General features: G+C 69.1%; 24 protein-coding genes and 1 tRNA gene. 11 read left to right on the top strand and 14 right to left on the bottom strand.

The genetic code is table 11. The features are described 5' to 3' along the window. From PSEJ35_RS0105200 to PSEJ35_RS0105190, 3 genes are all read left to right on the top strand, one after another. On the top strand, positions 1 to 405 hold the full coding sequence (locus tag PSEJ35_RS0105200; protein WP_028916875.1) for a hypothetical protein: 405 nt from the start codon (positions 1 to 3) through the stop codon (positions 403 to 405). A gap of 62 nt (positions 406 to 467) precedes the next feature. Beyond that, positions 468 to 1,757 (top strand): phosphoribosylamine--glycine ligase, encoded by a 1,290-nt coding sequence (purD, locus tag PSEJ35_RS0105195; RefSeq protein WP_028916874.1) that lies wholly within the window; start codon positions 468 to 470, stop codon positions 1,755 to 1,757. Between the two features lie 3 nt (positions 1,758 to 1,760). Continuing rightward, a complete protein-coding gene (locus tag PSEJ35_RS0105190) occupies positions 1,761 to 2,900 on the top strand; it encodes an aminotransferase class I/II-fold pyridoxal phosphate-dependent enzyme (protein ID WP_028916873.1) in 1,140 nt (379 codons plus the stop codon). A 4-nt stretch (positions 2,901 to 2,904) separates the two neighbouring features. Here the strand turns inward: PSEJ35_RS0105190 and PSEJ35_RS0105185 are convergent, their stop codons facing one another. After that, positions 2,905 to 4,206, bottom strand: coding sequence for an amidohydrolase (locus PSEJ35_RS0105185; protein WP_037082442.1), 1,302 nt, complete (start codon positions 4,204 to 4,206; stop codon positions 2,905 to 2,907). Between the two features lie 46 nt (positions 4,207 to 4,252). Continuing rightward, a complete protein-coding gene (ygiD, locus tag PSEJ35_RS0105180) occupies positions 4,253 to 5,113 on the bottom strand; it encodes a 4,5-DOPA dioxygenase extradiol (RefSeq protein WP_037082440.1) in 861 nt (286 codons plus the stop codon). Between the two features lie 155 nt (positions 5,114 to 5,268). On the opposite strand from ygiD, the gene PSEJ35_RS0105175 reads away from it, so the two are divergent. From PSEJ35_RS0105175 to PSEJ35_RS0105165, 3 genes are all read left to right on the top strand, one after another. Next, a complete protein-coding gene (locus PSEJ35_RS0105175; protein ID WP_028916870.1) occupies positions 5,269 to 7,182 on the top strand; it encodes an MFS transporter in 1,914 nt (637 codons plus the stop codon). A 183-nt stretch (positions 7,183 to 7,365) separates the two neighbouring features. After that, complete coding sequence (locus tag PSEJ35_RS0105170) at positions 7,366 to 7,707, top strand: CD225/dispanin family protein (protein ID WP_028916869.1); 342 nt, start codon at positions 7,366 to 7,368, stop codon at positions 7,705 to 7,707. 7 nt (positions 7,708 to 7,714) lie between these two features. Continuing rightward, on the top strand, positions 7,715 to 8,128 hold the full coding sequence (locus PSEJ35_RS0105165) for a DUF2752 domain-containing protein (RefSeq protein WP_028916868.1): 414 nt from the start codon (positions 7,715 to 7,717) through the stop codon (positions 8,126 to 8,128). 154 nt (positions 8,129 to 8,282) lie between these two features. Here the strand turns inward: PSEJ35_RS0105165 and PSEJ35_RS0105160 are convergent, their stop codons facing one another. The 5 genes from PSEJ35_RS0105160 to PSEJ35_RS0105140 are packed head-to-tail and all read right to left on the bottom strand — an operon-like array spanning position 8,283 to position 11,720. Then, positions 8,283 to 9,176, bottom strand: coding sequence for a cobalamin biosynthesis protein (locus tag PSEJ35_RS0105160; protein WP_028916867.1), 894 nt, complete (start codon positions 9,174 to 9,176; stop codon positions 8,283 to 8,285). Between the two features lie 52 nt (positions 9,177 to 9,228). Continuing rightward, positions 9,229 to 10,143 carry an NAD(+) diphosphatase gene (gene nudC, locus PSEJ35_RS0105155; RefSeq protein WP_028916866.1) on the bottom strand — a complete coding sequence of 305 codons (915 nt, stop codon included), beginning with the start codon at positions 10,141 to 10,143 and terminating at the stop codon, positions 9,229 to 9,231. A 14-nt stretch (positions 10,144 to 10,157) separates the two neighbouring features. Continuing rightward, entirely contained in the window at positions 10,158 to 10,517 is a 360-nt protein-coding gene (erpA, locus tag PSEJ35_RS0105150) for an iron-sulfur cluster insertion protein ErpA (protein WP_028916865.1), read from the bottom strand. A gap of 31 nt (positions 10,518 to 10,548) precedes the next feature. Then, positions 10,549 to 10,986: a polymer-forming cytoskeletal protein gene (locus PSEJ35_RS0105145; RefSeq protein WP_028916864.1), complete on the bottom strand. Its 438-nt coding sequence runs from the start codon at positions 10,984 to 10,986 to the stop codon at positions 10,549 to 10,551. Positions 10,987 to 10,988: 2 nt separating this feature from the next. Further along, the gene (locus PSEJ35_RS0105140) at positions 10,989 to 11,720 is read right to left on the bottom strand and encodes a DUF6776 family protein (RefSeq protein WP_028916863.1); all 732 of its coding nucleotides are present in this window, start codon (positions 11,718 to 11,720) and stop codon (positions 10,989 to 10,991) included. A gap of 112 nt (positions 11,721 to 11,832) precedes the next feature. Here PSEJ35_RS0105140 and PSEJ35_RS0105135 point away from each other — a divergent pair, with 112 nt between their 5' ends. The 3 genes from PSEJ35_RS0105135 to PSEJ35_RS0105125 all read left to right on the top strand — a co-directional run bounded on the left by PSEJ35_RS0105135 (position 11,833) and on the right by PSEJ35_RS0105125 (position 17,079). Continuing rightward, positions 11,833 to 12,423, top strand: a complete 591-nt coding sequence (locus PSEJ35_RS0105135; protein ID WP_028916862.1) for a DUF4126 domain-containing protein — start codon at positions 11,833 to 11,835, stop codon at positions 12,421 to 12,423. Positions 12,424 to 12,496: 73 nt separating this feature from the next. Further along, the gene (locus PSEJ35_RS0105130) at positions 12,497 to 14,476 is read left to right on the top strand and encodes an EAL domain-containing response regulator (RefSeq protein WP_028916861.1); all 1,980 of its coding nucleotides are present in this window, start codon (positions 12,497 to 12,499) and stop codon (positions 14,474 to 14,476) included. Further along, the gene (locus tag PSEJ35_RS0105125) at positions 14,476 to 17,079 is read left to right on the top strand and encodes a hybrid sensor histidine kinase/response regulator (RefSeq protein ID WP_051412505.1); all 2,604 of its coding nucleotides are present in this window, start codon (positions 14,476 to 14,478) and stop codon (positions 17,077 to 17,079) included. Before PSEJ35_RS0105130 ends, PSEJ35_RS0105125 begins: the two co-directional genes overlap by 1 nt. Here the strand turns inward: PSEJ35_RS0105125 and bfr are convergent. The 3 genes from bfr to PSEJ35_RS0105110 all read right to left on the bottom strand — a co-directional run bounded on the left by bfr (position 17,052) and on the right by PSEJ35_RS0105110 (position 18,534). Beyond that, positions 17,052 to 17,522 carry a bacterioferritin gene (gene bfr, locus PSEJ35_RS0105120; protein WP_028916859.1) on the bottom strand — a complete coding sequence of 157 codons (471 nt, stop codon included), beginning with the start codon at positions 17,520 to 17,522 and terminating at the stop codon, positions 17,052 to 17,054. The genes PSEJ35_RS0105125 and bfr overlap by 28 nt on opposite strands. 104 nt (positions 17,523 to 17,626) lie before the next feature. Then, positions 17,627 to 17,824 carry a (2Fe-2S)-binding protein gene (locus PSEJ35_RS0105115; protein ID WP_028916858.1) on the bottom strand — a complete coding sequence of 66 codons (198 nt, stop codon included), beginning with the start codon at positions 17,822 to 17,824 and terminating at the stop codon, positions 17,627 to 17,629. Positions 17,825 to 17,934: 110 nt separating this feature from the next. Beyond that, positions 17,935 to 18,534 carry an RNA pyrophosphohydrolase gene (locus PSEJ35_RS0105110; protein WP_028916857.1) on the bottom strand — a complete coding sequence of 200 codons (600 nt, stop codon included), beginning with the start codon at positions 18,532 to 18,534 and terminating at the stop codon, positions 17,935 to 17,937. Positions 18,535 to 18,651: 117 nt separating this feature from the next. On the opposite strand from PSEJ35_RS0105110, the gene PSEJ35_RS0105105 reads away from it, so the two are divergent. Together PSEJ35_RS0105105 and PSEJ35_RS17840 are read left to right on the top strand one after the other, a co-directional pair. Then, a tRNA-Met gene (locus PSEJ35_RS0105105) sits at positions 18,652 to 18,728 on the top strand. Positions 18,729 to 18,811: 83 nt separating this feature from the next. Next, positions 18,812 to 19,159, top strand: coding sequence for a DUF6538 domain-containing protein (locus PSEJ35_RS17840; RefSeq protein ID WP_343122511.1), 348 nt, complete (start codon positions 18,812 to 18,814; stop codon positions 19,157 to 19,159). A 19-nt stretch (positions 19,160 to 19,178) separates the two neighbouring features. Here the strand turns inward: PSEJ35_RS17840 and PSEJ35_RS0105095 are convergent, their stop codons facing one another. From PSEJ35_RS0105095 to PSEJ35_RS0105080, 4 genes are read right to left on the bottom strand one after another with little or no spacing between them, the layout of a single operon-like run. Then, positions 19,179 to 22,382 (bottom strand): type I restriction endonuclease subunit R, encoded by a 3,204-nt coding sequence (locus PSEJ35_RS0105095; RefSeq protein ID WP_028916855.1) that lies wholly within the window; start codon positions 22,380 to 22,382, stop codon positions 19,179 to 19,181. After that, a complete protein-coding gene (locus PSEJ35_RS0105090) occupies positions 22,382 to 23,128 on the bottom strand; it encodes an abortive infection family protein (protein ID WP_028916854.1) in 747 nt (248 codons plus the stop codon). The genes PSEJ35_RS0105095 and PSEJ35_RS0105090 overlap by 1 nt, the downstream gene beginning before the upstream one ends. After that, positions 23,125 to 24,489 (bottom strand): restriction endonuclease subunit S, encoded by a 1,365-nt coding sequence (locus tag PSEJ35_RS15435; RefSeq protein ID WP_084635435.1) that lies wholly within the window; start codon positions 24,487 to 24,489, stop codon positions 23,125 to 23,127. Before PSEJ35_RS15435 ends, PSEJ35_RS0105090 begins: the two co-directional genes overlap by 4 nt. Further along, entirely contained in the window at positions 24,486 to 26,051 is a 1,566-nt protein-coding gene (locus tag PSEJ35_RS0105080) for a class I SAM-dependent DNA methyltransferase (protein WP_028916853.1), read from the bottom strand. Before PSEJ35_RS0105080 ends, PSEJ35_RS15435 begins: the two co-directional genes overlap by 4 nt. Positions 26,052 to 26,056: the final 5 nt, after the last annotated feature.

Raw genomic sequence — 26,056 nt, 5'->3', positions numbered from 1 at the left:
ATGCGAGCGCTGCGCCTGATCGCCTGCTGCCTGCCGCTGGCCGTGGCCGCCTGCGGCCAGGACGGCGCCGCCCTGCGCCAGGCGCGCGATGCGCTGGCCACCGGCCTGCCCGAGCCCTACTTCGAAGACCTTGTCATCGAGGCGGTGCTGGTGGAGGGCGACGCCCTGGTGCAGCTGGTGCGCAGCCCCGAGGGCAAGGCCGAGGCGACCCGCCAGCATCCGCGCTTCGAGGAGTTGCGCGAGGCCGAGCAGGAGGCGCTGGTCGACCTGTGCGCGGTGCCGGCCATCGCACCGCTGGTGGCCACCGATGCGCGCCTGGTCCGCCGCTTCGTCGATCGCGAGGGCGGCGTGTTCTTCGAAGTGGAGATGCCCGCCGGCGACTGCGCGGACGCATCCGCCGGCTGATCCCGGCCTCGCGGCCGTCCAGAACAATGCGCGGCGATGCCGCGCCCGTACAGGAGTGCAGCATGAAGGTCCTCGTCATCGGTTCCGGCGGTCGCGAGCACGCGCTGGCGTGGAAGCTGGCGCAGTCGCCGCGCGTGTCCGAAGTGATCGTCGCCCCGGGCAACGCCGGCACCGCCACCGAGGGCAAGTGCCGCAACGTGCCGGTCAAGGTCACCGACCTGGACGGCCTGCTGCAGCTGGCCCGGGACGAGGGCGTAGCGCTGACCGTGGTCGGCCCGGAAGTGCCGCTGGTGGCCGGCGTGGTCGACCGCTTCCGCGCCGCCGGCCTGCGCATCTTCGGCCCCACCGCCGCCGCCGCGCAGCTGGAAGGCAGCAAGGCCTACGCCAAGGATTTCCTGAAGCGCCACGGCATCCCCACCGCGTTCTACGCCGTGCATACCGACGTCGAAGCGGCGCTGGCGTACATCCGCGAGAAGGGCGCGCCGATCGTGGTCAAGGCCGATGGCCTGGCTGCCGGCAAGGGCGTGATCGTGGCCATGACGCTGGAAGAGGCCGAGGCCGCGGTGCGCGACATGCTCTCCGGCAACGCCTTCGGCGACGCCGGCGCACGCGTGGTGATCGAAGAGTTCCTGGAGGGCGAGGAGGCCAGCTTCATTTCCATGGTCGACGGCACGACCGCGCTGCCGATGGCCACCTCGCAGGACCACAAGCGCGTCGGCGACGGCGACACCGGCCCGAACACCGGCGGCATGGGCGCGTACTCGCCGGCGCCGGTGGTCACCCCGGAAGTGCACGCGCGGATCATGCGCGAGGTGGTGGAACCGACCGTGGCCGGCATGGCCGCCGACGGCATCCCCTTCACCGGTTTCCTCTATGCAGGGCTGATGATCGACCGCAGCGGCGCGCCGAAGGTGATCGAGTTCAACGTGCGCTTCGGCGACCCGGAAACCCAGCCGGTGATGCTGCGCCTGCAGTCGGACCTGGTCGAACTGGTCGAGGCGGCGATCGACGGCCGCCTGCACGAGGTGCAGGCGCAGTGGGATCCGCGCCCGTCGCTGGGCGTGGTGATGGCCGCCCGGCCCTACCCGGAATCGCCCGTCACCGGCGACGTGATCGAGGGCCTGGACGCGGTCCCGGCCGAGGCCAAGGTGTTCCATGCCGGCACCGCGCTGGACGCGCAAGGCCGCGTGCTCAGCGCCGGCGGCCGCGTGCTGTGCGTGGCCGCGCTGGGCGATTCGGTGTCCGACGCGCAACGCCGCGCCTACGCCGGCGTCGCCGCGATCCGCTGGGCCCACGAGTTCCACCGCAGCGACATCGGCTGGCGCGCGATCGCGCGCGAGCAGGGCAACTGAGCCATGGGCGGTCGCGTCGAACCGTTCCGCGCGATCGCGATCAGCCAGCTGGCGCGCGCGCTGGAGGCCGAAGGCCGTTCCGTGGTGCACATGGAGTTCGGCCAGCCGTCCACGCCGGCGCCGGCCGCGGCGCTGGCGGCGGTGCGCGAGGGCCTCGACCGGCCGCCACCGGGCTACTGGGAAAGCGTGCCGCTGCGCCAGCGCATCGCCCGCCACTACCGCGAGGCCTACGCCGTGGACGTGGATCCGGCGCAGGTCATCCTCACCTGCGGCGCCTCGCCGGCGCTGCTGCTGGCATTGCTGTCGCGCTTCGGGGCCGGCGACCGCATCGCCTTCGCCCGTCCCGGTTACATCGCCTACCGCAACACCGCCATCGCCGCGCGCCTGCGGCCGGTGGAGATCGGCTGCGGCCCGGAAAGCCGCTACCAGCTCACCGCCGCGGCGATCGCCGCGCTGGACCCGGCGCCGGCCGGCGTGATCCTCGCCAGCCCGGCCAATCCCACCGGCACCATCATCGAGCCGGACGAGCTGCGCGCGATCGCGGACGTCTGCCGCGAGCGCGGCATCGTCCTGTTGTCCGACGAGATCTACCACGGCCTGCACTACACCCAGCCGGCGCATTCGATCCTGCAGTACGCGCCGGATGCGATGGTGGTGAACAGCTACTCCAAGTACTACTCGATGGTCGACTGGCGCCTGGGCTGGCTGCTGGTCCCGCCGGCGCACGTGGACAGCGCGCGCGCCCACGCCGGCAACCTGTTCCTGACCCCGCCCTCGCCCAGCCAGCAGGCGGCGCTGGTGGCGATGGACTGCATCCGGGAGCTGGAAGGCCACCGCGCCACCTATGCGCGCAACCGCCAGCTGCTGCTGCAGGCGTTGCCGGACCTGGGCCTGGAGCGCATCGCCCCGCCCGACGGCGCGTTCTACATCTGGGCCGACGTGTCCCACCTCACCGACGACAGCCTGGCCCTGTGCAAGCGCATCCTCGAAGACACCGGCGTGGCCCTGGCCCCGGGCGTGGACTTCGATCCGGTGGACGGCCACCGCTTCATCCGCTTCAGCTTCGCCCCGGCAACGATGCAGGTGGAGGAGGCGCTGCGGCGGTTGCGGCCGTGGTTCGCGGCGCAGCCACGGATCCGCTGAAGGCTCAGCCGGGCCCGTCGCCCAGGTAATCCAGCACCACCTGCAGCATGGCCCGCGCGCCGGTTTCCAGCGCCGCCTCGTCCGGCGCGTACTGCGGCGAGTGGTTGATCGGCATCTTCGCCGGATCCTGCCCGGCCGGGGTGGTGCCGACCAGGAAGTACGCGCCGGGCACCTCGTTGGCGAACTGGGCGAAGTCCTCGGCGATGGTCTGCAGCGGCATCTCGACCACGTTGCCGGCGCCCACCGCCGCCTGCAGCGAGGGCAGCACCCGCCGCGCCAGCGCCGGGTCGTTGATCGTCGCCGGGGCGTTGCTGGCCACCGACAGCTCGGCACTGCCGCCGGCCGCCTGCGCGTAGCCGTCGGCGATACGGCGGAAGCGCGCGACCACGTCCTCGCGCACCTCCGGGTCGAAGGTACGCAGCGTGCCGACCAGCACCGCCTCGTCGGGGATGATGTTGAAACGCACGCCGCTGTTGAACTGGCCGGCGGTCAGCACCACCGGCGTGCTGGCGATGTTCACCTGGCGGGCGATCATGCTCTGCGTGCCCAGCAGCACCTGCGCGCCGATGGTGATCGGATCGACCCCGTCCCACGGCCGCGAGCCATGGGTCTGGCGGCCGCGGATCCGCAGCGTCCACTCGTCGGCGCTGGCCAGCAGCGGCCCGCTGCGGAAACCGACCTGGCCGACCTGCAGCGACGACCACACGTGCAGGCCGAACACCGCCTCCGGCCGGAAATCCTTCCACACGCCCTCGTCCAGCATCAGCCGCGCGCCGAACGGCGCACCCGGCTCGTCCGGGCCTTCCTCCGAGGGCTGGAACACGAACATGACCTCGCCGCGCAGGCTGTCGCGGCGCTCGACCAGCGCGCGCGCCACGCCCAGCAGGATCGCCATGTGCAGGTCGTGGCCGCAGGCGTGCATCACGCCCACTGGCTGGCCGCGGTAACTCGAGGTGGCGGTGGACGCGAACGGCAGCCCGGTCTCCTCCTTCACCGGCAGCGCGTCCATGTCCGCGCGCAGGGCGATGCGCGGCCCCGGCAGCGCGCCCCTCAGCACCGCGACCACGCCGGTGCGGGCGATGCCGGTGCGCGGCTCAAGGCCCATCGCGCGCAGTTCGCGGGCGACGGTTTCGGCGGTGCGAGTCTCGTGCCCGCCCAGTTCCGGATGCCGGTGGAAGTCGCGCCGCCACTCGACCATCGCCGGCTGCTGCCGTGCCGCCGCCTCGGCAGCGGTCTCGACTGCCATAGCCCCCTGGGCTGGCAGCAGCAGCGACAGCAGGACACAGGCGCGCAGGGAGATCGTCATGGGCAGGCTCCGTGGGGAGCGCCGATGGTAACGCCGCCGCGCGTGCTCAGACGTTGGCGTCTTCCGGCGGCAGGGCCGTGTCCAGCGGCGCCGCGCCTTCGCTGCCCGTGGCCTGCGGGCAATGCGCGTCCAGCGCGTACGAGGTCATCGACAGCGAGCCATAGGCATAGCCGTCGACAAGCACGTCGGGCGCACGCCCGGACGCGGCGGCCAGGCCGGCGAGGTAGAGCAGCGGCAGGAAGTGGTCCGGCGTCGGCACGGCCAGGCGGTAGTCCGGGTGCGCGACCAGCAAGGGCACGTCTGCGGGGCGTTCGAGCATCAGCGCGCGCGCGTCCTCCTCGAAGCGTCGCGCCCAGTCGAAGGCGCCGTCGGGCCGGTTCCAGTCGATCGCGCGCAGGTTGTGCACGACGTTGCCGCTGCCGACCACCATCACCCCGCGCTGGCGCAGCGCCGCCAGCTTCGCGCCCAGCGCCAGGTGCCATTCCGGTGGCTTGCGCGCGTCGATCGACAGCTGCACCACCGGCACGTCGGCCTTCGGGAAGGCATGGACCAGCACCGACCAGGTGCCGTGGTCGATGCCCCAGCCGTCGACGTCGGCGCCCACCCGGTCCGGGCGCACCGCGTCGGCGACTTCCTCGACCAGTTCCGGCAGGCCCGGCGCCGGGTACTGCACGTCGAACAGCGCCTGCGGGAAGCCGTAGAAGTCGTGGATGGTGCGCGGCTTCGGCATCGCCGTGACCGCGGTGAAGTTGCCGTACCAGTGCGCCGACACCGCCAGGATCGCGCGCGGCCGCGGCGCCGAGGCGCCGAACGCGCGCCAGGCATCGGTGTAACGGTTGCGCTCCAGCGCGTTCATCGGGCTGCCATGACCGAGGAAGGCGGCGGGCATGGGCGTGGTGGTGGACATCGGCAAGGTACCGTCGGGGAAGCCCGGCCACTGTACGCGCCTGCGCCGGCGCCGGGCGCGGGCCGGCCGCAACGGACCGTTGCGGGGGTGACCGCGGGCCCGGGCGGCGGCCGCCGGCCGTCTGCTAGGCTCCGCGCAGCCCCGCGGAGACGTGCATGTCCGGTTACAGCCAGTTCTCGCTGCTGACCCAGCGCCGCTTCCTGCCCTACTTCGTCGTGCAGGCGCTGGGCGCGTTCAACGACAACATCTACCGGCAGGCGATCATCGGCCTGCTGTTCTTCCTCGGGGTCAGCACGGAAGAGCGCTCGCTGTACGCGGTGCTCGCCCCGGCGATCTTCATCCTGCCCTACTTCCTGTTCTCGGCCATCGCCGGGCAGGTCGCCGAGAAGCTGGAGAAGCAGCGCCTGATCGTGATCACCACGACGATGGAGATCGGGATCATGTCGCTGGCGGCGGTCGGTTTCCTGCTGCAGGCCATGCCGGTGCTGCTGGTGGCGCTGTTCCTCACCGGCGTGCAGTCGACCCTGTTCGGCCCGGTGAAGTACTCGGTGCTGCCGGCGATCCTCAAGCCGGAGGAACTGACCGGCGGCAACGGCCTGGTCGAGATGGGCACCTCGATCTCGATCCTGTGCGGCATGATCAGCGGCGTGCTGATCTTCGAGCTGGCCGGCGCGCACGGCCCGGCCATCGCCGCCACGGCCATCGTCCTGCTGGCGGTGGCGGGCAACCTGTGCGCGCGGCTGATCCCGCGGATCGACGCCGGCGACCCGCAGCTGCGCGTGCGCTGGAACCCGCTGCCCGAATCGCTGGCGGTGCTGCGCATGGCGCGCGAACAGCTGGCGGTGCGCAACGCCATCCTCGGCGTGTCCTGGTTCTGGTTCTTCGGCACGGTGCTGACCTCGCAGCTGCCGGCCTACGCCGAGGTGCACCTGGGCAGCCGTTCCGATTCGGCGGTGCTCTACATCGGCGCGCTGGCGCTGTTCTCGATCGGCACCGGCACCGGCTCGCTGCTGTGCGAGAAGCTGTCCGCGCGCACCGTGGAGATCGGCCTGGTGCCGCTGGGCGCGTTCGGCATGACCGCGTTCCTGCTGGACCTGTACTTCGCCCGCCCCGGGCCGGCGCCGGTCGGCGGCCTCGACCTGGCCGGCTTCCTGCAGCAGCCCGGCAGCGCGCGGATCATCGTCGACCTGCTCGGCATCGGCGTGTTCACCGGCTTCTTCGTGGTGCCACTGTTCGCGCTGATCCAGAGCCGCACGCCGTCGTCGCGGATGTCGCGCGTGTTCGCCGCGGTCAACATCCAGAACTCCGGCTTCATCGTCCTGGCCGCAGTGGCCGTGCTGGTCGCCCAGCAGGTCCTGGGGCTCAGCAGCACCCAGCTGTTCCTGGCCCTGGCCATCGCCAACGCCCTGGTCGCGATCTGGATCTTCAGCATCGTGCCCGAGTTCCTGATGCGCTTCCTCAGCTGGGTGATGGTGCGCGCGCTGTACCGGCTGCGCCTGCACGGCATCGAGAAGAACGTGCCGGACGAGGGCGCGGCGCTGCTGGTGTGCAACCACGTCAGCTACATGGACGCGCTGATCCTGGCAGCGAGCATCCCGCGGCCGGTGCGCTTCGTCATGTACTACCGGATCTTCAACATCCCGGTGATGCGCTGGATATTCCGCACCGCCCGCGCGATCCCCATCGCCGGCGCGCGCGAAGACCCGGCGCTGATGCAGCGCGCCTTCGACGAGATCGACGCGGCGCTGGCCGAGGGCGAGCTGGTGTGCATCTTCCCCGAGGGCGCGCTGACCCAGGACGGCGGGATCGCCCCGTTCAAGTCGGGCGTGGAGAAGATCCTCGAACGCGCCGCGGAGGCCGGGCGACCGGTGCCGGTGGTGCCGATGGCGCTGCGCGGGATGTGGGCGAGCATGTGGAGCCGGCGCGATTCGCGCCTGGGGCGGATGCGCGTGCCGCGCCGGTTCCGGGCACGGGTGGAGGTGGTCGCGGCGCCACCGATCCCCGGCGAGGGCGTCACCGCCGCGGACCTGGAAGCGCAGGTGCGCGCGCTGCGCGGCGACGCGGCCTGAGGCGCCGCGCTGCAGCTTTGCCGCCGACGGCCGGTCGGTTAGGCTTGCGGCGAACGGTCCGGGGGGGACCGCAGGGCACGGGAACGGGCCCGTAGCAAGGCACCTCCGGCGGCGTCCGCCCGCCGGCGTCGTCGCAGCCGAAGCACCCACCGCATCCAACACACGTCCGCAGGAGGCAATGCAATGAGCTACGTCCCGCCCCCCACGCCGAACACCGCCCAGGCCTACGGACCGGTCCCCAACCACCTGGCGTGGGCGATCATCTCGACCGTGCTGGCCACCTGCCTGTGCTGCCCGCTGGGCCTGGTCGGCATCGTCGCCATCGTGTTCGCGGCCAAGGTCAACGGCCTGCTGGCCGCGGGCGACATCGACGGCGCGCGCCGCGCCTCGGCCAACGCCAAGACCTGGTGCTGGGTCGCCACCGCCCTGGCCATCATCGGCCTGCTGCTGAACATCTACATGTACACCAGCGGCGGCATGGCCGGGTACCAGCAGTGGATCGAGCAGATGCAGCAGGCGCAGTAACCGAACGATGGCTGCACGGCGTGCGCTGTGGGCACTGGCGCTGGTGTCGGCCGCGATCGCGGCCGGCGCCGGCGTGTGGCTGCTGCGCACGTTCGATCCCAACGCGGCGGGAAGCCCGTTCCCGCCCTGCATGTTCCGCCAGTTCACCGGCCTGTTCTGCATCGGCTGCGGCCTGACCCGCGCCCTGCACGCGCTGGTCCACGGCGACATCGCCGGCGCCTTCGCGATGAACCCGCTGGCGATGCTGATGCTGCCGCTGATGCCGCTGATGGCGGCGTGGGGCCAGGGCTGGCAGCCGCGCGTGCTGCGGCCGCTGATGACGGTGGTGATGGAGCCGAAGCTGTGGCTGGTGGTGCTGCCGGCCTACTGGATCGCCCGCAACCTGCCGTGGTTCCCGTTCACCCTGCTGGCGCCGGGCTGAAAGACCGGCGCGGCGGCAAGGCTGCTGGCATGTGGTGACGGGCCTTCGTGGCCCACGGACCGAGCACGCGTCCATGCCGGCGGCAGGACCGCTATCGCGTCGAAGGCCCTGGAGCGACCAGCACCGGTCGCCTGTGCAAGCGCCCCGGCCGGAATCAGCTCACCCAGCCGGCGATGACCAGCAGCGCCAGCAGGGCCAGCCACAACAGCAGCATGCGCCAGACCAGGCTCATCGCATCGCGCAGCTCGAGCAGCTCGCCGCCCGCCGGCAACGTCCGGCCCTCGCGCAGGTAGTCCTCCGCTTCCTCGGCCAGCTCGCCGCTCACCGCGGCGCGGCCGACGGCCTCCAGGAACAGGCTCTCCGGCTGCCAGCGGTCGCCGCCGGCGCCACGCCAGGCGCGGAACACCAGGTCGAAGTTGCCGGCCAGCGCCAGCGCCAGGGTCATCAGCTGCGCCACCGGCCATTCCAGCCACTGCAGCAGCACCCGGGTGCCGGCCGCGTTTTCTTCTGGCAGCACTCCGGGATTGGCGATCGCGGCGCGTTCGACCAGGCGGTACAGCAGCGACCCGGCGGGCCCCAGCAGCAGGAACCAGAACAGCGGAGCGAACCAGCGCCGCAGCGCGCTGCGCATGACGTTGCCCGGCAGCGCCGGGCCTTCGGCCATCACCGTGTCCGGGGCCGGCGCCAGCTGCGCCAGGCGCGCGCGGCGGGTGTCCAGGTCGTGGGCGTCGAGTACCGACTCGACGTCGGTGTCCAGGTCGCGCGGCCCCCAGGTCCAGGCCAGCATCAGCACGCCGAACACCAGGCTCACCAGGCCCAGCCAGCGGCCGGACAGGGCCAGCTGCACCAGCGCCACCAGCAGCACCGGCGGCAGCAGCGCCAGCACGATGCCGTAGCGGCCGCGCCAGAAGCCGCCGTCCCCGGCCTGCACGCCCAGCCATTCCAGCCAACGGGTGTACCAGTGGAAGCGGCGCAGGGAGGCGACCGGCGCGGGCGCGACGTGGCCCAGCACCAGCGCGGCGATGACGGCGACCAGCGTTGTGAACATCGAAGGGGATCCTCCCGCCGGCGATTCTAGCCCGGGCGGCGGGCGCCCGACGCTAAGCCTGCGTGATCAGGGGACCGTGGCGGTACCAGTGCTCGATCAGCGAGCGGGCGATCGAGATCGGCGGCGCCAGCAGGATGCCTTCGGCTTCCGAACCGTCGCGCTGCAGGGCCGCGCCGATCTCCTCGCGGGTGAACCAGCGCGCCTCTTCCAGCTCGCCGTCGACCTGCGGCAGGTCCGGTTCGGCCAGCGCCTCGTAACCCAGCATCAGCGCGCCGGGGAACGGCCACGGCTGCGCGGCCAGGTAGCGGCAGGCGCGCACACGTACCCGGGTTTCCTCGTGGACCTCGCGGACCACGGTCTGCTCCGGCGCCTCGCCGGGTTCGACGAAGCCGGCCAGCACCGACCAGCGCCGCGGCGGCCAGCCGGACTGGCGGCCGAGCAGCAGGCGTTCGCCATCGCTGACCGCGGCGATGACCGCCGGGTCGACCCGGGGGTAGTGGTCGGTGCCGCACTGCGCGCAGTGGCCGACGAAGCCGCCGCGGTCGAACGCGACCTGGCCGCCGCACACCCCGCAGAAGCGGCAGCGGGCCTGCCAGTACAGCATGCCGCGGGCGTAGGCGAAGGCGCTGGCGATGTCCGCCGGCCATTGCGCGGCGGCGCGGCGCAGGTCGATCCACTGCGGCGCGTCCAGCGCCGGCAGGGTGGCGGCGTCGATGGCGAACCAGGCCTGCCCGCCGGCGCGGCCGAGGAAGATCGCCGTGCCCGGGCCGCCGCCGACCTCGGCGCCGAGCACCGGCAGCGGGCCGCCGGCGGCATCGGCGGGGGCGCGGCCTTCGGCGTCGAGCACCAGCAGCCGCGCCGCCGGCCACAGCGCGCGCAGGGCCCCGGCGTCGCCGCGCAGCGGATCGGCGCGGTCCAGGGACGGTTGCGCGAACGCGTAGCCGGCGAGGCCGCCGAGCGGGGACATCGCGACGCCCCGGGTCAGACGCTGAAGCTGCTGCCGCAGCCGCAGGTGGTCTTGGCGTTCGGGTTGCGGATCACGAACTGGGCGCCGCTGAGGCCTTCGCTGTAGTCGACCTCCGCGCCCATCAGGTACTGCAGGCTGAGCGGGTCGACCAGCAGGGTGACGCCGTCGGTGTTCACCGCCATGTCGTCCTCGGCCTGGTTCTCGTCGAACTCGAAGCCGTACTGGAAGCCGGAACACCCGCCTCCCTGGATGTACACGCGGAGCTTGAGGTCGGCGTTGCCTTCCTCGGCGATCAGTTCGCGCACCTTGCTGGCGGCGGCATGGCTGAAGCGCAGCGGCTGTTCGAGCTGCTGGTAGCTGGGGAGGATTTCCATCCCGCCAAGATGGGGCCGAAGCGGCCCGGGATCAAGCCTTGGCGGCCTTGGCGGCGGTGATCGGGGTGGCGCCGGACTCGGCCAGCGGGACGACCTTGCCCTGGCCGGACCCGGCGTGGACCAGGCGGCCGGTCAGCTGCGCGCCGGCGCTCATCTCCACCACGGTGTAGTGGACGTTGCCCTCGACCCGGGCCTTCTGCGCCAGCTCGATGCGCTCGGCGGCGTGGACGTCGCCGGTCATGGTGCCGTTGATGATCACCACCGGGGCGCTGATCTCGCCCTCGATGCTGCCCTGCTCGGCCAGCAGCAGGCTGGCGGCCTTGCCCTCGATGGCGGAAACCTTGCCGACGATCCGGCCTTCCACGTAGAGCCCGCCGCTGAATTCCAGGTCGCCGCGGATGACCACGTCCGGGCCGATCAGGGTGTCGATGGCGAAGCCGTCGCGCTGGGTCGACTTGCTCTTGAACATGTTCAGGTTCCCCCTCCGCTCCCCGCGGGTTTCCAGTCGAAGGTCTGCTCGACGCTGCCGGCGCCGCCACGCAGCGAGATTCGCACACGTTGCGGGGTGAAATCCTTGGGCAACATCACGTTGCCCGTCAATTCCTGGAAATAGCGGAAGGAATAGTCCTGTCCGGGGGTGTCGGCGCGGTTGTGCAGCTCGTCCCAGCCGATCGTGGCCAGCTTGCCGGCGCGCACGCCCTCCACCGCGAAGCGCATCTGGCCCTGGCTGATCGCCCCGCGGTTCAGGTTCTGGGTCAGCACCGCGCGGTAGTTCCAGGTCCCGGCCTCGGTCGGCGAGAAGTCGATCGAGTGGACGTTCAGGCCCTTGCGCTGGGAGGTCGAGCCCACCAGGCGCTCGTAGAAGGCCACGTCGGCGCGCAGCGCGGAGATCTCCTCGTCGCGCTCGGCCAGCGAGGACTGCAGTTCGGTGTTGGCGGCGCGGCTGATCTGGTCCGATCGCGCCAGGGTCACCAGGCGCTGGTCCAGTTCGTCGATCTGGCGCTTCTGCTGGGCCACGGTGCGCTCGGCCGCGCGCAGCTTCGCGCGGGTATCGCCCAGGCCCGGCTCGGCGAGCCAGGTCGCCAGCATCCACGTGCCGGCCAGGGTCAGCAGCCATGCGACGCCGATGGCGACCAGCCAGCCACGTGGCGGCAGGCCGGGACGGCGGGGCACTACCTGGAATCGGGGAAGCGGTTCGCTCATCGCGGGGTCGGGCGCGGCCCGTTTTCTGCCTATACTCCGGGGCGGACGGGGCAGTCTAGCGCAGCGCCTGCGCGGACCGGGAAAACGCCCGCAGGCCCCAGGGAGATCCGCCATGACCGACGCCCACATCTACGTGATCGGCATCCTGCTGGCATGGATGGCGGGCATCCGTGCCTACCTGACCGTGTTCGGCGTGGGCCTGGCCGGCCTGCTGGGCTGGGTCGACCTGCCGCCGGCACTGGAACCGACGACCTCGTGGTGGGTGCTGGGGAGCTCGGGCCTGCTGGCGCTGGCCGAGTTCTTCGCCGACAAGATCCCCGGCGTGGATTCGGTATGGGACCTGCTGCAGACCCTGGCGCGGATCCCGGCCGGCGCCTTCCTCGCGGCGGCCGCGCTGTCGCCGGACGGCCAGCTGGGCGCCGGCGCGCTGGCGGCTGGCGCCGGCGTGGCGCTGGCCAGCCACGGCCTGAAGAGCGGCACGCGGGCGCTGCTGAACACCTCGCCGGAACCGGCCAGCAACTGGGTCGCCTCGGCGGCCGAGGACACGGTCGTGGTCGGCGGCCTGGCCCTGGCCATCGCCCATCCGTGGCTGGCCCTGGTGCTGGTGCTCGGCACGAGCCTGCTCGGCGCACTGCTGGTGTGGTGGGTCTGGCGGATGTTAGCCCGCGGGGTGCGGCGCCTGTTCACCAGACCGGCGGCATGAGCCGGCCGGGGAGCGGACTTGTTCGAATGAGTGCTCTTGTTCACATAATGCGGTCCCAGCAGGGGGAAATCTGATGGCCGTTCGAGAACCCGCTCCGGCGCCGGAGGACGCGGCTGCCCGCCAGCGAATGCGCGCCGAGACCCCGCCGCCGCATTACTGGAGGCGCTGGGTGTCCGACGCCCGGGAGGCGCCCGCCCCGCCGGCGGCGCCGCACCTGGAAGTCGTCGTGCCCGAACCCGCCCCAGCGCCGGAAGCCGCGCCCGCGCCCGCCGCCTCGCCGGTCGTCGAAGCCGCCGCGCCCGCCATCGCCCCGGCCCCGGCGCCCGCCGCTGCCCCCGCCCCCGCGCCAACCCTGGTGCGCCCGGGCACCGAGGCCGGCACCGCCGCGCGCCAGTCCGGCCTGGCCGATTCGCCCTACCGCATCCTCATCGTCGAGGACGACCGCACCCAGGCCCTGTTCGCGCAGAGCGTGCTGCACGGCGCCGGCATGCAGGCCGAAGTGCAGCTGCAGCCGGACGGCGTCATCGAGGCGATCGGCCGCTTCGACCCGGACCTGATCCTGATGGACCTGCACATGCCCGGCCTGGACGGCATGCGCCTGACCACGCTCATCCGCCAGCAGCCTGAGTTCCAGCTGCTGCCGATCGTGTTCCTCACCGGTGACCCGGATCCGGAGCGCCAGTTCGAGGTACTCGAGAGCGGCGCCGACGATTTCCTGACCAAGCCGATCCGCCCGCGCCACCTGATCGCGGCGGTGTCCAACCGCATCCAGCGCACCCGCGCGCAGCTGCGCCAGTCGACGCCGCACGGCGGCATGCTGCGCAAGCATCCGGACACCGGCCTGGCCACCCGCGGCTGGCTGCTGCAGCAGGTCGACGCGGCGCTGGCGGCGAAGGCGCATGGCGGCCTGTTCTTCATCGAGGTGGCCAGCGCGCTGGGCCTGCGCGAGCGCTACGGCTACGCCGCGTTCGAGCGGCTGATGGCGCAGGCCGGCATCGCCCTGGCGCGGATCGTCGCGCCGGCGCCGCTGGCGCGACTCAACGACAACAGCTTCCTGGCCCTGCTGCCCGACGAGGACGAGGCCAACCTGGACCGGATCGCGCGCGACCTGCGCGGCGGACTGTCGGCGCGCGGTTTCCTGGTGCGCGACGACGAGCAGGTGCAGCTGCGCAGCTCGGTCGGCTACGCCGCGCTGTCGACCGGCTTCGACGACGCCGGCAGCGCCCTGGAGGCGACCGAACGCAGCGCCCTGCAGGCGCGCCTGAGCAGCGAGGGCATCGCCGCCTACCAGCCGCCCAGCGACGCCGAGGCGCAGGAGCGCATGGCCCTGCTCGAAGGCCAGCTGGAACTGGCCTACCAGCCGATCGTGGCGGTGGCCGGCAACGAGCAGGCGCAGTACCAGGTGCTGCTGCGCCTGCGCCGGCCCGACGGCAGCCTGCTGTCGGCCGGCCAGGTGGTGCCCGCGGCCGAGGCCAGCGGCCGCATCGCCGACTTCGACCAGCAGATCATGGACCACGCGCTGGAGATGATCGCCGAGCGCAACGCCGCCGGCAGCCCGCTGCGCCTGTTCGTCTCGCAGTCGCCGCGCACGCTGGCCCGCGAGGCCTTCGCCGGCTGGCTGCTGCAGGCCATCGCCGACCGCGGCATCGACGGCACCTCGGTGGTGATCGACCTGCGCCTGGGCGACGCGCTGATCCACAGCGTGACCCTGGGCGAGTTCTGCCGCCGGCTGATGGCCGCCGGCGTGCAGTTCTGCCTGAGCCAGTTCGAGCCCGGCGCCGAGGCCGAGGCCCTGCTCAACCAGCTGCCGCTGGGCTACGTGCGCATGTCCTCGCGCTTTGCCGCCGCCCATAACGACCCGCAGCTGCGCGACGAACTGCGCGGCGTCATCGACCAGGCCCACCGCCTGGGCCTGCAGGTGATCGGCCAGCAGATCGAGGATCCGCAGGCGGCCGCCGCGATGTGGATGGGCGGCATCGACTACATCCAGGGCAACCTCGTCAGTTCGGTCGGTTCGGAACTGGACTTCGACTTCAAGAACGCGGTGCTGTGATGGCTGCACCGGGTTTGCGCCGCATCTGGCCCGTGCTGACCGCGATGGCGGGCGCCTGCACGGTGGTCGCCATCGGCCTTGTCCTGACCGGCAACGCCGACGCGTCGTGGTGGCGGGTGGCCGGCGGCCTGGCCCTGGCCACGCTGGCGCTGGCGCTGGTCTCGCTGCTGTCGGCCGGCGCGCTGGCACGCGACCTCAACGAGGCCCTGGCCCGCGCCGCCGCGGCCGAGGACGAGTGCAACCTGCTGCAGCGCGACGTCAACCGCCACGACCAGCTCGAGCAGCAGCTGCTGCAGGCCAAGCGCGCGGCCGAGTCGGCGGCGCTGGCCAAGGGCGAGTTCCTGGCCACGATGAGCCACGAGATCCGCACGCCGCTCAACGGCATCATCCCGATGCTGGACCTGATCGCGCGCGGCAACCTGGCGCCGGACCAGCGCGAGATGCTGCGCACCGCGCACGAGTCCTCGCAGCAGCTGCTGCGCATCGTCGACGACATCCTCGACTACTCCAAGCTGGAGGCGAACCGCCTCGAGCTGGAGATCACCAGCTTCAACCTGCGCGAGCTGCTGGAAGGCGTGCTGCAGCTGATGCAGCGCCCGGCCGAGGGCAAGGGCCTGCGCCTGGACCTGCAGATCGATTCGAACGTGCGCCTGCCGGTGCGCGGCGACCCGGTGCGCCTGCGCCAGGTGCTGACCAACCTGCTCGGCAACGCGGTGAAGTTCACCGAGCGCGGCGGCGTGCACCTGGCCGTGCGCCGGCTGGGCGAGACCCCGGCGCAGCACCTGCTGCGCTTCGAGGTGCGCGACACCGGCATCGGCATCGGCCATGCGCAGCAGGCACGCCTGTTCCGCGCCTTCACCCAGGCCGACGCCTCCACCACCCGCCTGTACGGCGGCACCGGCCTGGGCCTGGCGATCTGCAAGCGCATCGTCGACCTGATGGGCGGGCGCATTGGCGTGCAGTCCGAGCCCGGCCAGGGCGCCACGTTCTGGTTCGAGATCCCGCTGCTGAAGGTGATCGGCGACGTGCAGATCCGCCAGACCGCGTACGACGCGCGGCGGGTGCTGGCGATCACCCCGAACCTGCGCCTGCGCCAGCGCATCGCCCTGCTGCTGCCCAACTGGGGCGTCACCGTCAGCATCGTCGAGACCACCCAGGAAGCGCTGGAGCGCCTGCGCCAGCCGCCGTCGCCGGGCCAGACCGAGGGCTTCGTCGCGGTACTGGCCGACTACGACGGCCTGCGCCACAGCGCGCGCGCCCTGCATCGCGCGCTGCTGCGCACCCCGGCCAACGCCGGCATCCGCCTGGTCTGGCTGTATGGCGAGGAGGAGATCCCGGACGAGCTGCGCGAAGGGACCACCATCCTGCCGCGGCAGGTGCCGGACGCGGACCTGCGCACGGCCCTGCTGGATCCGCAGCCGGCACCGGTCGAGGCGGCCGCGCCGGCCAGGGTCGAGACGATCACCCCCGCCGCCACCGGCGAACTGCCGAGCGGACCCGATCCGACCCCGCCGAACCCGGAACCGGCGCCCGCCGGCATGCCGGCGCGCCTGCTGCTGGTGGAGGACAACCCGGTCAACCTGCTGGTCGCGCAGAAGCTGCTGTCGGTGCTGGGCTACGACTGCGACACCGCGCCCAACGGCGAGGTCGCGCTCTCGCACATGGCCAGCGGCGTCTACGACCTGGTCCTGATGGACTGCCAGATGCCGGTGCTGGACGGCTATTCGGCGACGCGCCGCTGGCGCGAGATCGAGGCCGGCCAGGGCCCCGGCCACCGCCTGCCGATCGTGGCCATGACCGCCAACGCCATGGCCGGCGACCGCCAGCGCTGCCTGGACGCGGGCATGGACGACTACCTGTCCAAGCCGGTCGCCCGCGACCAGCTGGACGCCTGCCTGCGCCGCTGGCTGCGCAGCGCCCCGGAGCGCAGCGCGCGCGCGTCCGAACCTGCGCATGCGTCCGCGCCGGCTCCCGCGCCTGCCGCTGCCCCGGCAGCACCCGCGACTGCTCCGGTTCCGGCCGCCCCGGCCGTTCCGGCCGCCCAGGTTGCGCCTGCGCCGCAGCCCAGCGTCACTGCACCCACCCCGCCGCCTTCCAGCGCGAACCCGGTTGCCGATATGCACGCCACCACTCCCGCCGCCACGGCCGCGCCGGCCGCAACCGCGCCCGTCGTCGAACACGCACCGCAGGACGCGCCGACCACGCAGCCGCCTCCGCCGCCGGTGCTGGAACCGGAGATGCTCGACGAGCTGCGCGAGATCGCCGGCGACGAGGCGCTGTCGATCGTCAACCTGTTCCTGGAGGACGCGCCGCGCCTGATCCGCCTGCTCGAGCAGGCCTCGGCGATCCCGGACCTGGAAGTGATGCGCGAAGCCGCGCACGCGCTGAAGTCGTCCAGCGCCAATGTCGGCGCACTGGCGCTGTCGGCGGCGGCCAAGAAGATCGAACTTGGCGCCCGCTCCGGCACCCTGGAGCGGCCGGCGGTGGCCGTGGCCCTGCTGATCGCCGAGTTCGCGCGCGCGCGGGTGGCCCTGCAGGGTTGGCTGTCGGCCACCCAGGCGCAGGCGGCCGTGGCTCAGTCCTCGAGCTTGCTCAACAAGTAGTTCTGCTCGCCGATCCGGCCGATCAGGTCCAGCTGGGTCTCCAGCCAGTCGACGTGCTCTTCCTCGTTGTCGAGGATCTTGGCGAATAGCTGGCGGCTGACGAAGTCGCCCACCGACTCGCAGTAGGCGATCGCCTCGCGCAGCAGCGGGAGGCCGTCCATCTCCAAAGCCAGGTCGCATTCCAGCAGCTCGCGCGGACCTTCGCCGATACGCAGCTTGCCCAGCGCCTGGAAGTTCGGCAGGCCTTCGAGGAACAGGATGCGCTCGGACAGCCAGTCAGCGTGGCGCATCTCGTCGATCGATTCCTTGTACTCGTGCTCGGCCAGTTCCTTGAGGCCCCAGTTCTTCAGCATCTTGGCGTGCAGGAAGTACTGGTTGATCGCGGTCAGCTCGTTGTAGAGCGCCCTGTTGAGGTATTCGATGACCTTGACGTCGCCTTTCATGGCCGCAGCTCCGTGTCGCGGGGGGAACGGGCGCACTCTAGCGCGCCGCGCGAAGCGGCGAGGGAACGCGAATCGTGATCAATTGGCGCGCCGGCGACGCGCGGTCAGGCGGCTGCGGCCAGGACCGGCAACGGCAGCTCGGCGCGCATCTGCTCGACCATCTCGGCGGCCATCCCCAGGCAGGAACCGCAGTTGGCGCCCAGGCCGGTGCGCATGGTCAGCTCCCCGACGCTCCCGCAGCCCTTTTCGACGGCTTCGCGGATGTGGCGGTCGGTGACACCGTTGCAGAGGCAGACGTACACGTTCTGGCTACCTTCGGGGAACGGCGCCATTCAAACAGGGATGAGAATCGCTGTCAATTGCGAGGGGCTCGCATCGAACCCCCGGGTTCTGGCCGGTTCAGCCGCCCCGTTCAGGCCGATGAACGCTGGCCCCGCGGCCCGCGCGTACGGCGCCGCGGCCGGTCGTGGCCGGCCGCGGCGCCGGGCATCCAGGCCTCCAGCGCCGCCGCGGGCATCTGCCGCACGGTCGCGCCGGCCTTCTCGGCCAGCGGCGCCAGGTGGCGCAGCGCCCGGGCATAGACCCCGCGCTTGAAGGTGACCACGTGCTCCACCGGGTACCAGAAGTCGACCCAGCGCCAGTGGTCGAACTCCGGGGTCTCGGAGGCGTCGAAGCGCACCAGCGACTCGTCCCCGACCAGGCGCAGCAGGAACCAGACCTGCTTCTGGCCGATGCAGACCGGGCCGGGCCCGCCCCTGCGGATGGCCCGGCTGGGCAGGCGGTAGCGCAGCCAGCCGGGGGTTGCCCCGAGCATTTCCACGTGCTCGGGGAGCAGCCCGGTTTCCTCGTGCAACTCGCGGTACATGGCCTCGGTCGGGGTCTCGTCGCTGCGCATCCCGCCCTGCGGGAACTGCCAGCCGTCCCGGCGCACCCGACGTGCCCAGAACACTTGGCCGTCCGTGCGCATGAGGACGATGCCCACATTCGGCCTGTATCCGTCCGGATCGATCACGATGCGGACTCCAGAAAGATCAACTGGGTCCGACTCTGCCATGGCCCCGTCGGGGCCACAAGCGGGGGTGCATTGACAGCCCGCCCCGGAAAGTGAAAAATTCGCGGTTCACCGCGTGGCTATGTAGCTCAGCCGGTTAGAGCACAGCACTCATAATGCTGGGGTCGGTGGTTCGAGTCCACCCATAGCCACCAATGCGTCGCAAGCGTTTGACGTCATTGGAAAATCTAGCACTTTCGCTCCCTTTAGCTCGATTGCTACAGAGAGTGACCAGAAAGTGCTACAGCGACGCGGTCAGATCGATACTTCTCGCATCGTCGTCCCCTCGCGCATCCGCGCCCATTGGGGACGGCCTGAACTAACCCGAAGCCTGCGCACCGGCGACCTCCGAGAGGCGCGCCGACGCTTGGCGCTGTGGGAAGCCCATATGGCCGCGTTCCTGCAGCAAGTCGACCGGAACCTACAGTCGATGACCCGCGACGAAGTTGACGCCCTCTACCGCCATTACCTGACCACCAAGTTCGACGAGATCGAAGCAGGCTTTCCCAGCCTCTCGACGAAGACCAGGCTTACGGCACCTCCTTCTATCTCTCGGCTTTCCTCTTTTCTTGTTTCAGTGAACTGACGCCTCTTGCAGGTGCTGATCAGGGTGTTCCGCGATGCGACACCGACCACCCCGACGACAACGCCTCAGCCTGTTGCAGCACCGTTTGAACTGCCGTGTCTTGGAGATCAGGCGGGTAGCCATACTTGCGAAGGATGCGCTTCACCAGCACCCGCATCCGAGCACGGGCAGAGTCACGGTGGGCCCAGTCCACCGACACGTTTTCGCGCAAGCTCACCAGCAGCTCGTGGGCAATCACGCGCAGCTTGTCATCCCCCATGACCTGCACCGCGCTCTCGTTCTCGGCCAGGGCATCGTAGAAGGCGATCTCCTCATCTGACAGCCCAGACTCTTCGCCCCGCTGACGCGCCGCACGGATGTCCTTGGCCAGCTGGATCAGCTCCTGCAGCACCTCGGCGGTGGTGATGGCGTTGGCGTGGTAGCGCGCCACCGCGTCCTCCAATCGCTCCGAGAAAGCTTTGGTCTGCACCACGTTGGCCTTGCTGCGTGAGCAAATGCCGTCGTTGATCAGCTTGCGCAAGGCTTCCAACGCAAGGTTCTTCTTCTCCATCTGCTGAACTTCGGCGAGGAATTCGTCCGAAAGGATGGAGATGTCCGGACTCTTGATGCCCGCAGCGGCCAGGATGTCTACGATCTCGGTCGAGATCACCGCACGGCTGACAATCTGCTGGATGGCCAGCTCACGCTCTTGCTGGGTCACTCCGGAGCCGGTACTGCTCTTCACCAGCGCTGCGCGGATCGCCTGGAAGAAGCCGACTTCCTCCCGGATTTGGCGGGCCTCGTCAGAGGCGGACGCCAGGGCGAAGGCCTTGGACAGCGCCAGCACGGCGTCCTGATATCGACGGTGAGCGTTCTTCTTGCCTTCCTTGGTCTTCTCTTGCGCTGCCAGCTTCTGTTGCAGGTCGAGAATCCACTCGATGGCTCCCGCCATCATCGCCAGGCGCTCCTGCGGCGTGCCGCTCATCGCGGAGACGTAGTCGTAGCCGTGAAACATGTCGCGCACGACCTCGTACTTCTCCATCATCACCGCGATGGCCTCACGCTCGTCGATGCCGGTGTTTTCACGGTCGCGCGGCGAGTATTGGGCCAGTGCACTTTTCAGGTTTTGCGCAATGCCGATGTAGTCGACGATCAGCCCGGCAGGCTTGTCGCGGAACACGCGGTTCACCCGCGCAATCGCCTGCATCAGGCCGTGGCCCTGCATCGGCTTGTCCACGTACATCGTGTGCATACACGGCGCGTCAAAGCCGGTCAGCCACATATCCCGCACGATCACCAGCTTGAGCGGGTCTTTGGGATCGCGGGCACGCTTGGCCAGCAGATCGCGCCGGGCCTTGTTGCCAATGTGCTGCTGCCACTCCTGCGGGTCGCTTGCCGCGCCGGTCATCACGATCTTGACCACGCCCGCGTTGTCATCGGTGCTGTGCCAGTCCGGGCGCAGCTTGACGATCTCATCGTAGAGTTTGACGCAGATGCGGCGGCTCATACACACCACCATCGCCTTGCCGTCGAGGGCTGCCACGCGATCCTCGAAGTGGGCAACCATGTCCTTGGCCACCAGGGCCAAGCGCTTGTCGCTGCCAACCAGCGCTTCGACCGTTGCCCATTTTTTCTTGAAGCGTTCCTGCTCGGCCTCTTCGTCTCCTTCAGTCAATTCGTTGACCTCGGCGTCGATCTTCGGCTTCTCTTCCTCGTCGAGCTCGATACGCGCCAGCCGCGACTCGTAATAAATCGGCACGGTTGCGCCATCCTCGACAGCGCGGCTGATGTCGTAGATGTCGATGTAGTGGCCGAACACCGCTGGCGTGTTGACGTCGTCCGCCTCGATGGGCGTGCCGGTAAAGCCGATGAAGGATGCGTTCGGCAGGGCGTCTCGCATGTATTTGGCGAAGCCGTAGGAGATCTCGCCGGTCTTGGCATCCACCTTGGCCTTGAAGCCATATTGGCTGCGGTGCGCCTCGTCCGCGATGACGACGACGTTGCGGCGCGTGGTGAGCGGCTCCGCAATCTCGCCGAACTTCTGCAAGGTCGTAAAAATCACACCTCCGGACGCCCGGTTGAGCAGTTCCTTCAAGTGATCACGTCCTTCGGCCTGCACCGGCGTCTGCCGGATCAAGTCGCGGCACATCGAAAAGGTGGCGAAGAGCTGGTCGTCCAGGTCGTTACGGTCGGTGAGCACCACCAGCGTGGGGTTTTCCAACGCCGGGTGCTTGACCAGTTGCCCGGCATAGAAGGCCATCAACAGGCTTTTGCCCGAGCCTTGCGTGTGCCAGATCACGCCCACACGCCGGTCGCCAGGGCGCTGGGTCTTGGCCGACGGCAGGCCGTAGTCGGCCGGGTCTTCTTGCGCAACGTGCTTGGGCGGCAAGGCGCGCACGGTTTGCTCCACGGCCTTCTTCACAGCGTGGAACTGGTGGTAGCCCGCGATGATCTTGGCCAGCCCGGAACCGGTTTCGGCAAACACCGTGAAATCACGCAGCAGAGCGAGCAGGCGGCGATGCTCGAACACGCCTTCGATCAGGGTCGAGAGTTCCGGCGCGCCCTTCGGGGCAATGGCCGTGCCGTCGGTGGTGCGCCATGGCATGAAGCGCTCGAGGTCTGCCGACAGCGACCCCACGCGGGCCGCTATACCGTCCGACGTGACCAGCAGCGCGTTGGTGTGGAAGAGCTGCGGGATCTGCTGCTTGTAGGTCTGCAGCTGATTGAACGCGCCCAAGAGATGGGCCCCGGCGCTGCCCGGCGCCTTCAGCTCGATCACGCCCAGCGGCAACCCGTTCACGAACACCACCACATCGGGACGCCGGTTGTTCTGACCGTTGATCACCACGAACTGGCTCACCGCCAACCAGTCGTTCTGCTCAGGATTTTCGAAGTCGATGAGCGTGACCTTGCCCGCTGTCAGCGTGCCGTCGTTCGCGTAGTACTCGACGTCCACGCCTTCCGTCATCAGCTTGTGGAGACGGCGGTTCTCTTCGAGCAACGATGGCAGCTCGGACTGCATCACGCGCCGGACGGCATCCTGACGCGCCTCCAGTGGCAGATGAGGGTTCAGCCGTGCAACGGCGTCCTCGAACCGCTTCTTGAGCACGACTTCATCGTGGCTCTCCCGCTCCGGTCGGTGTCCATCGGGGCCGATGTCCTCCTCGCGTTCGATGCTGTAATCGAGCGCGCGCAGCTGATCCAGCAGCGCTTGCTCCACGGCGGCCTCCGACAGAAATGCCATTACGGTTCTCCTTGTTCTTCTACGGGCTCCACGTCCGGAGCCGCCACCCCGCGCGCAGCGTTCAACGCCTCCACATAGGCGTCCCGATCCAGCAGGTAAAGCAGTCGGCTGACTTCGATGTTGATGGGTAGCTCATCGCCTCCCGGCAGCAGGAAGCGCAAAGTTGGTGAGTCGCCGTCCTCGGCGTCCACAGCCAGCCCCACGTGCGCGTCGATCAGCACGTTGTCATCTGCAAATCGCTCCCACGGCTCGCGAGAGCTGATCGGGTCGAGCTGCGCATCCAGATAGGCCTGGTGAAGAAAGGTCACGATGGCATCTGCCGCCAGAACCACGCTACGGCGGTGGTGCTCGGCCAGCCGTTCCAGATACGGGTCCTTGCCGTGGCTGGCGGGGCCAGCTTTGTTGCGCAGGTCGTTCAGCGCGTCGGCCAACTTGTGATGGCTGGACACCAGCTTCTTGAACTTCTCGTCGCGGATGTCACCCAGCCTGAGCGCGCGGATGGCTGCCGACAGCCAGTCCGACAGCGAGGGCGTCTCCTGGGTCGGCTTGAGCGGGGCTTGCGGGGTGTGGAAACTTTCCACCACCACGCGACAAACCACTTCGACGACGGTCTTGGCGCAGTCGATGCACGCATCGTTGTTCTGCTCCAGATTGCGCTCCATTGCCTCGAAGGTCTGTTGCAACATCGGCGCGTCGCGCCAATGGCCGCAGGCCTCGCGGATGCCGGGGCACCAATCCAAGGTCATACAGCGCCTCCGACGATACGCTCGGCATCCGGCACGCGCAGCTCGCCGGAGATCAGCTTGGGCAGCAGGGTGTCGCGCAGTTGGGCGAGGGTGCGGGATTCGTTGACGTTGCCAAGAATGCGATCGAAAACGCTTGCAGAGTTTTCTTCGAATTGTTGGAGCACTTTTTCCGGCGGCAATACAGTGCGCACCGCGTCGAAAGTTTGCCGCGTAATTGTTGAGAAAACAGAACCATGCGCCATCGCTTTGAGCTGCTCGACCATGCGTTGGGCAGACAAAAATACAACGTAGCAACCTGAGCCATTCTTTCCTTTGAGGGCGTAGCAAGACTGATTGAATGTCATATCGCACCCAGCGATGGCCAAGTTTCCAACGGTACCGCGGGCAGAAATGATCGTTGTGCCCTTAGAAACCAATCGCGCCGAACTTCTTTCCAACCCGGCCTGAGTAACCGACTTCTCCGTTTGAACAACAAAAACATCGCTTGCTACTGGCGTATCCACAACGGAAAACCAAGGGATATCGCCGCCCCAGTACTCGCTGACTGAGGTTTTCGGCGTGCCGCCCCCGATAATCTCAACAACATCAGAAAAACTGCAAACCCCCCACCCCTCCGGAATCTCCCCCAACTCCGAATCGACGAGCCGGTCGGGGAAGAGGTCGTAGAGGTGGGCGGGCAGTCCGGGGAGTGACTGGCCGCGCTGCCAGCGCCCTTCCATCTTGGCGCGCACGGGCTCGAAGTCCACGAACCACGCCTTGAACAAGGCGCGGGCCATGGCCTCCAGCGTTTCGTTCTGGCGGCGCAAGAGTTCGATTTTGTCGTCCAACGTGCCGAGGATATGGGCGATGGCGCGTTGTTCGGAGAGAGGTGGGCAAACGATGAACATCTGACGAAGATGCATTGGCCCATAGTTGAGTTGGGCGCTTCCGGTTGCAAAGGAAAGTACCTGTGCTTGGTAGTACTCCGAAAGCAGAAAATACTTGAGGTAAATGCGGTTCAACTGCGGTGACTTTGGCCGCATGCGAATGACACTGGTATTCAGCATGCACGGCAAATCCGACTTCCGCACTGTGGCGATTCGTCCAAGCGTGCCGGAACTAGAAACGACGTAGTCATCGACGTCTAGCAGAAAGTGACGATATTTACCAAGAGCTTCATCCTTCGAAACGTGATTCATAGCGCCACGATCAAGTCGCCCGTCTACAAGGCACCTTATATTTACGAACGGGATGCCTTCGTCCACATATTGCCAGTTCCGAATCCCTGGGCCCTCTTGAAAATAGACCAAATCTTCGAAAGGTCGAATGCACCAGCCCTCTGGCAAGCCGTCGACGAAATCATTTGCGTAAACAGGATTCATTCGTACCCCAGCTCCTTCAGGTTGGCTTCAATCGCGGCATCCAGCCTGGCCGCTTCTTCGCGCTGCTGCCGCCACCGGGCGGAGAGGCGTGCCATCTTTTCTGCAAAGGGTTCGCCGTCGTCCTCCCGCTGCGCCGCGCCCACATAGCGGCCCGGTGTCAGTACGTGGCCGTGTTTGCGGATGTCCTCCAGCGTGGCGGATTTGCAAAAACCCGGCACGTCTTGGTATGCGCCTGCGCCCGGTTCCCCGCGCCAGGCGTGGTAGGTGTCGGCGATGCGCTGGATTTCCTCGTCGGTGAGTTCGCGCCGGGTGCGATCCACCAGCACGCCCATCTGACGGGCGTCGATGAACAGCACCTGGCCGCGCCGGTCGCGCAGGCCGCCTGCTTTCCCATTCGCGGGGTTCTTGTTGCGCGCCAGAAACCACAGGCAGGCGGGAATCTGCGTGGAGTAAAAAAGCTGCCCGGGCAGCGCCACCATGCAGTCCACCACGTCGGCCTCGACCATGGCACGGCGGATGTCGCCCTCGCAGGACTGGTTGGAGCTCATCGAGCCGTTGGCCAGCACCACGCCCGCCGTGCCGTTGGGTGCGAGGTGGTGATAGATGTGCTGGAGCCACGCGTAGTTGGCGTTGCCCACGGGCGGCGCACCGAACTTCCAGCGCACGTCTTCGCGCAGGCGCTCGCCGCCCCAGTCGGAGATGTTGAAGGGCGGATTGGCGAGGATGTAGTCGGCCTTGAGGTCGCGCAGTTCGTCTTTGTGGAAGCTGCCCTCGTTGTTCCAGCGGATGTCGGCGTCGATGCCGCGCACAGCCAGATTCATCTTGCATAGCCGCCAGGTGGTGTAGTTGCTCTCCTGCCCGTAAATGGCGATGTCGCCGATGCGCCCGCCGTGCTCCTGCACGAACTTTTCCGATTGCACGAACATCCCGCCCGAGCCGCAGCACGGGTCGTAGACGCGGCCTGAGTACGGTTCGAGCATTTCCACCAGCACGCGCACCACCGAGCGCGGCGTGTAGAACTCGCCGCCGCGCTTGCCTTCGGCTCCGGCGAACTGGCCCAGGAAATACTCGTACACGCGCCCGAGAATGTCCTTCGACCTGTCGCCTTCTGCGCCCAGCGCAATGCCGGAGATCAGGTCGATCAACTCACCCAGCATCACCTTGTTGAGCGCGGGGCGGGCGTAGTCCTTGGGCAGCACGCCCTTGAGCGACTCGTTGTCTTTCTCGATGGCGCGCATGGCGTCATCGATCAGGGTGCCGATCTCGGGCCGCTTGGCGTTGGCCTGAAGATGCGACCAGCGCGCCTCCTTCGGCACCCAGAACACGTTGTCGGCAAGGTACTCGTCCTTGTCCTCGGCGGCCTGCGCATCTTCTGCCAGCAGCGCTTTGTGCTTGGCCTCGAAAGCGTCGGAGATGTATTTCAGGAAGATGAGCCCAAGCGCGACGTGCTTGTAGTCGGAAGGCTCCATGTTGCCGCGCAGCTTGTCGGCGGCCTTGAACAGCTCGGCCTCGAAGCCGAGGTTGCCTCCGTTGCCGTTCTTGCTGGTGTCGTTCTGTGCCATCGTGT

The organism is Pseudoxanthomonas sp. J35 (assembly GCF_000513995.1).
GTDB lineage: Bacteria > Pseudomonadota > Gammaproteobacteria > Xanthomonadales > Xanthomonadaceae > Pseudoxanthomonas.
The sequence above is the reverse complement of the archived record's forward strand: the minus strand, read 5'-3'. Positions and strand labels throughout refer to the sequence as shown.

Excerpts from the sequence above, each read along its gene's own strand:
- PSEJ35_RS0105185 (WP_037082442.1), bottom strand. The coding sequence starts at position 4,206 with ATGACGATCTCCCTGCGCGCCTGTGTCCTGCTGTCGCTGCTGCTGCCA.
- PSEJ35_RS0105190 (WP_028916873.1), top strand. The coding sequence starts at position 1,761 with ATGGGCGGTCGCGTCGAACCGTTCCGCGCGATCGCGATCAGCCAGCTG.
- PSEJ35_RS0105135 (WP_028916862.1), top strand. The coding sequence starts at position 11,833 with ATGACCGACGCCCACATCTACGTGATCGGCATCCTGCTGGCATGGATG.
- PSEJ35_RS0105130 (WP_028916861.1), top strand. The coding sequence starts at position 12,497 with ATGGCCGTTCGAGAACCCGCTCCGGCGCCGGAGGACGCGGCTGCCCGC.
- PSEJ35_RS0105170 (WP_028916869.1), top strand. The coding sequence starts at position 7,366 with ATGAGCTACGTCCCGCCCCCCACGCCGAACACCGCCCAGGCCTACGGA.
- erpA (WP_028916865.1), bottom strand. The coding sequence starts at position 10,517 with ATGGAAATCCTCCCCAGCTACCAGCAGCTCGAACAGCCGCTGCGCTTC.
- bfr (WP_028916859.1), bottom strand. The coding sequence starts at position 17,522 with ATGAAAGGCGACGTCAAGGTCATCGAATACCTCAACAGGGCGCTCTAC.
- PSEJ35_RS0105200 (WP_028916875.1), top strand. The coding sequence starts at position 1 with ATGCGAGCGCTGCGCCTGATCGCCTGCTGCCTGCCGCTGGCCGTGGCC.
- PSEJ35_RS0105095 (WP_028916855.1), bottom strand. The coding sequence starts at position 22,382 with ATGGCATTTCTGTCGGAGGCCGCCGTGGAGCAAGCGCTGCTGGATCAG.
- ygiD (WP_037082440.1), bottom strand. The coding sequence starts at position 5,113 with ATGTCCACCACCACGCCCATGCCCGCCGCCTTCCTCGGTCATGGCAGC.
- nudC (WP_028916866.1), bottom strand. The coding sequence starts at position 10,143 with ATGTCCCCGCTCGGCGGCCTCGCCGGCTACGCGTTCGCGCAACCGTCC.
- PSEJ35_RS0105080 (WP_028916853.1), bottom strand. The coding sequence starts at position 26,051 with ATGGCACAGAACGACACCAGCAAGAACGGCAACGGAGGCAACCTCGGC.
- PSEJ35_RS0105090 (WP_028916854.1), bottom strand. The coding sequence starts at position 23,128 with ATGACCTTGGATTGGTGCCCCGGCATCCGCGAGGCCTGCGGCCATTGG.
- PSEJ35_RS0105140 (WP_028916863.1), bottom strand. The coding sequence starts at position 11,720 with ATGAGCGAACCGCTTCCCCGATTCCAGGTAGTGCCCCGCCGTCCCGGC.
- PSEJ35_RS0105160 (WP_028916867.1), bottom strand. The coding sequence starts at position 9,176 with ATGTTCACAACGCTGGTCGCCGTCATCGCCGCGCTGGTGCTGGGCCAC.
- PSEJ35_RS0105175 (WP_028916870.1), top strand. The coding sequence starts at position 5,269 with ATGTCCGGTTACAGCCAGTTCTCGCTGCTGACCCAGCGCCGCTTCCTG.
- PSEJ35_RS0105165 (WP_028916868.1), top strand. The coding sequence starts at position 7,715 with ATGGCTGCACGGCGTGCGCTGTGGGCACTGGCGCTGGTGTCGGCCGCG.
- PSEJ35_RS15435 (WP_084635435.1), bottom strand. The coding sequence starts at position 24,489 with ATGAATCCTGTTTACGCAAATGATTTCGTCGACGGCTTGCCAGAGGGC.
- PSEJ35_RS0105145 (WP_028916864.1), bottom strand. The coding sequence starts at position 10,986 with ATGTTCAAGAGCAAGTCGACCCAGCGCGACGGCTTCGCCATCGACACC.
- PSEJ35_RS0105125 (WP_051412505.1), top strand. The coding sequence starts at position 14,476 with ATGGCTGCACCGGGTTTGCGCCGCATCTGGCCCGTGCTGACCGCGATG.
- purD (WP_028916874.1), top strand. The coding sequence starts at position 468 with ATGAAGGTCCTCGTCATCGGTTCCGGCGGTCGCGAGCACGCGCTGGCG.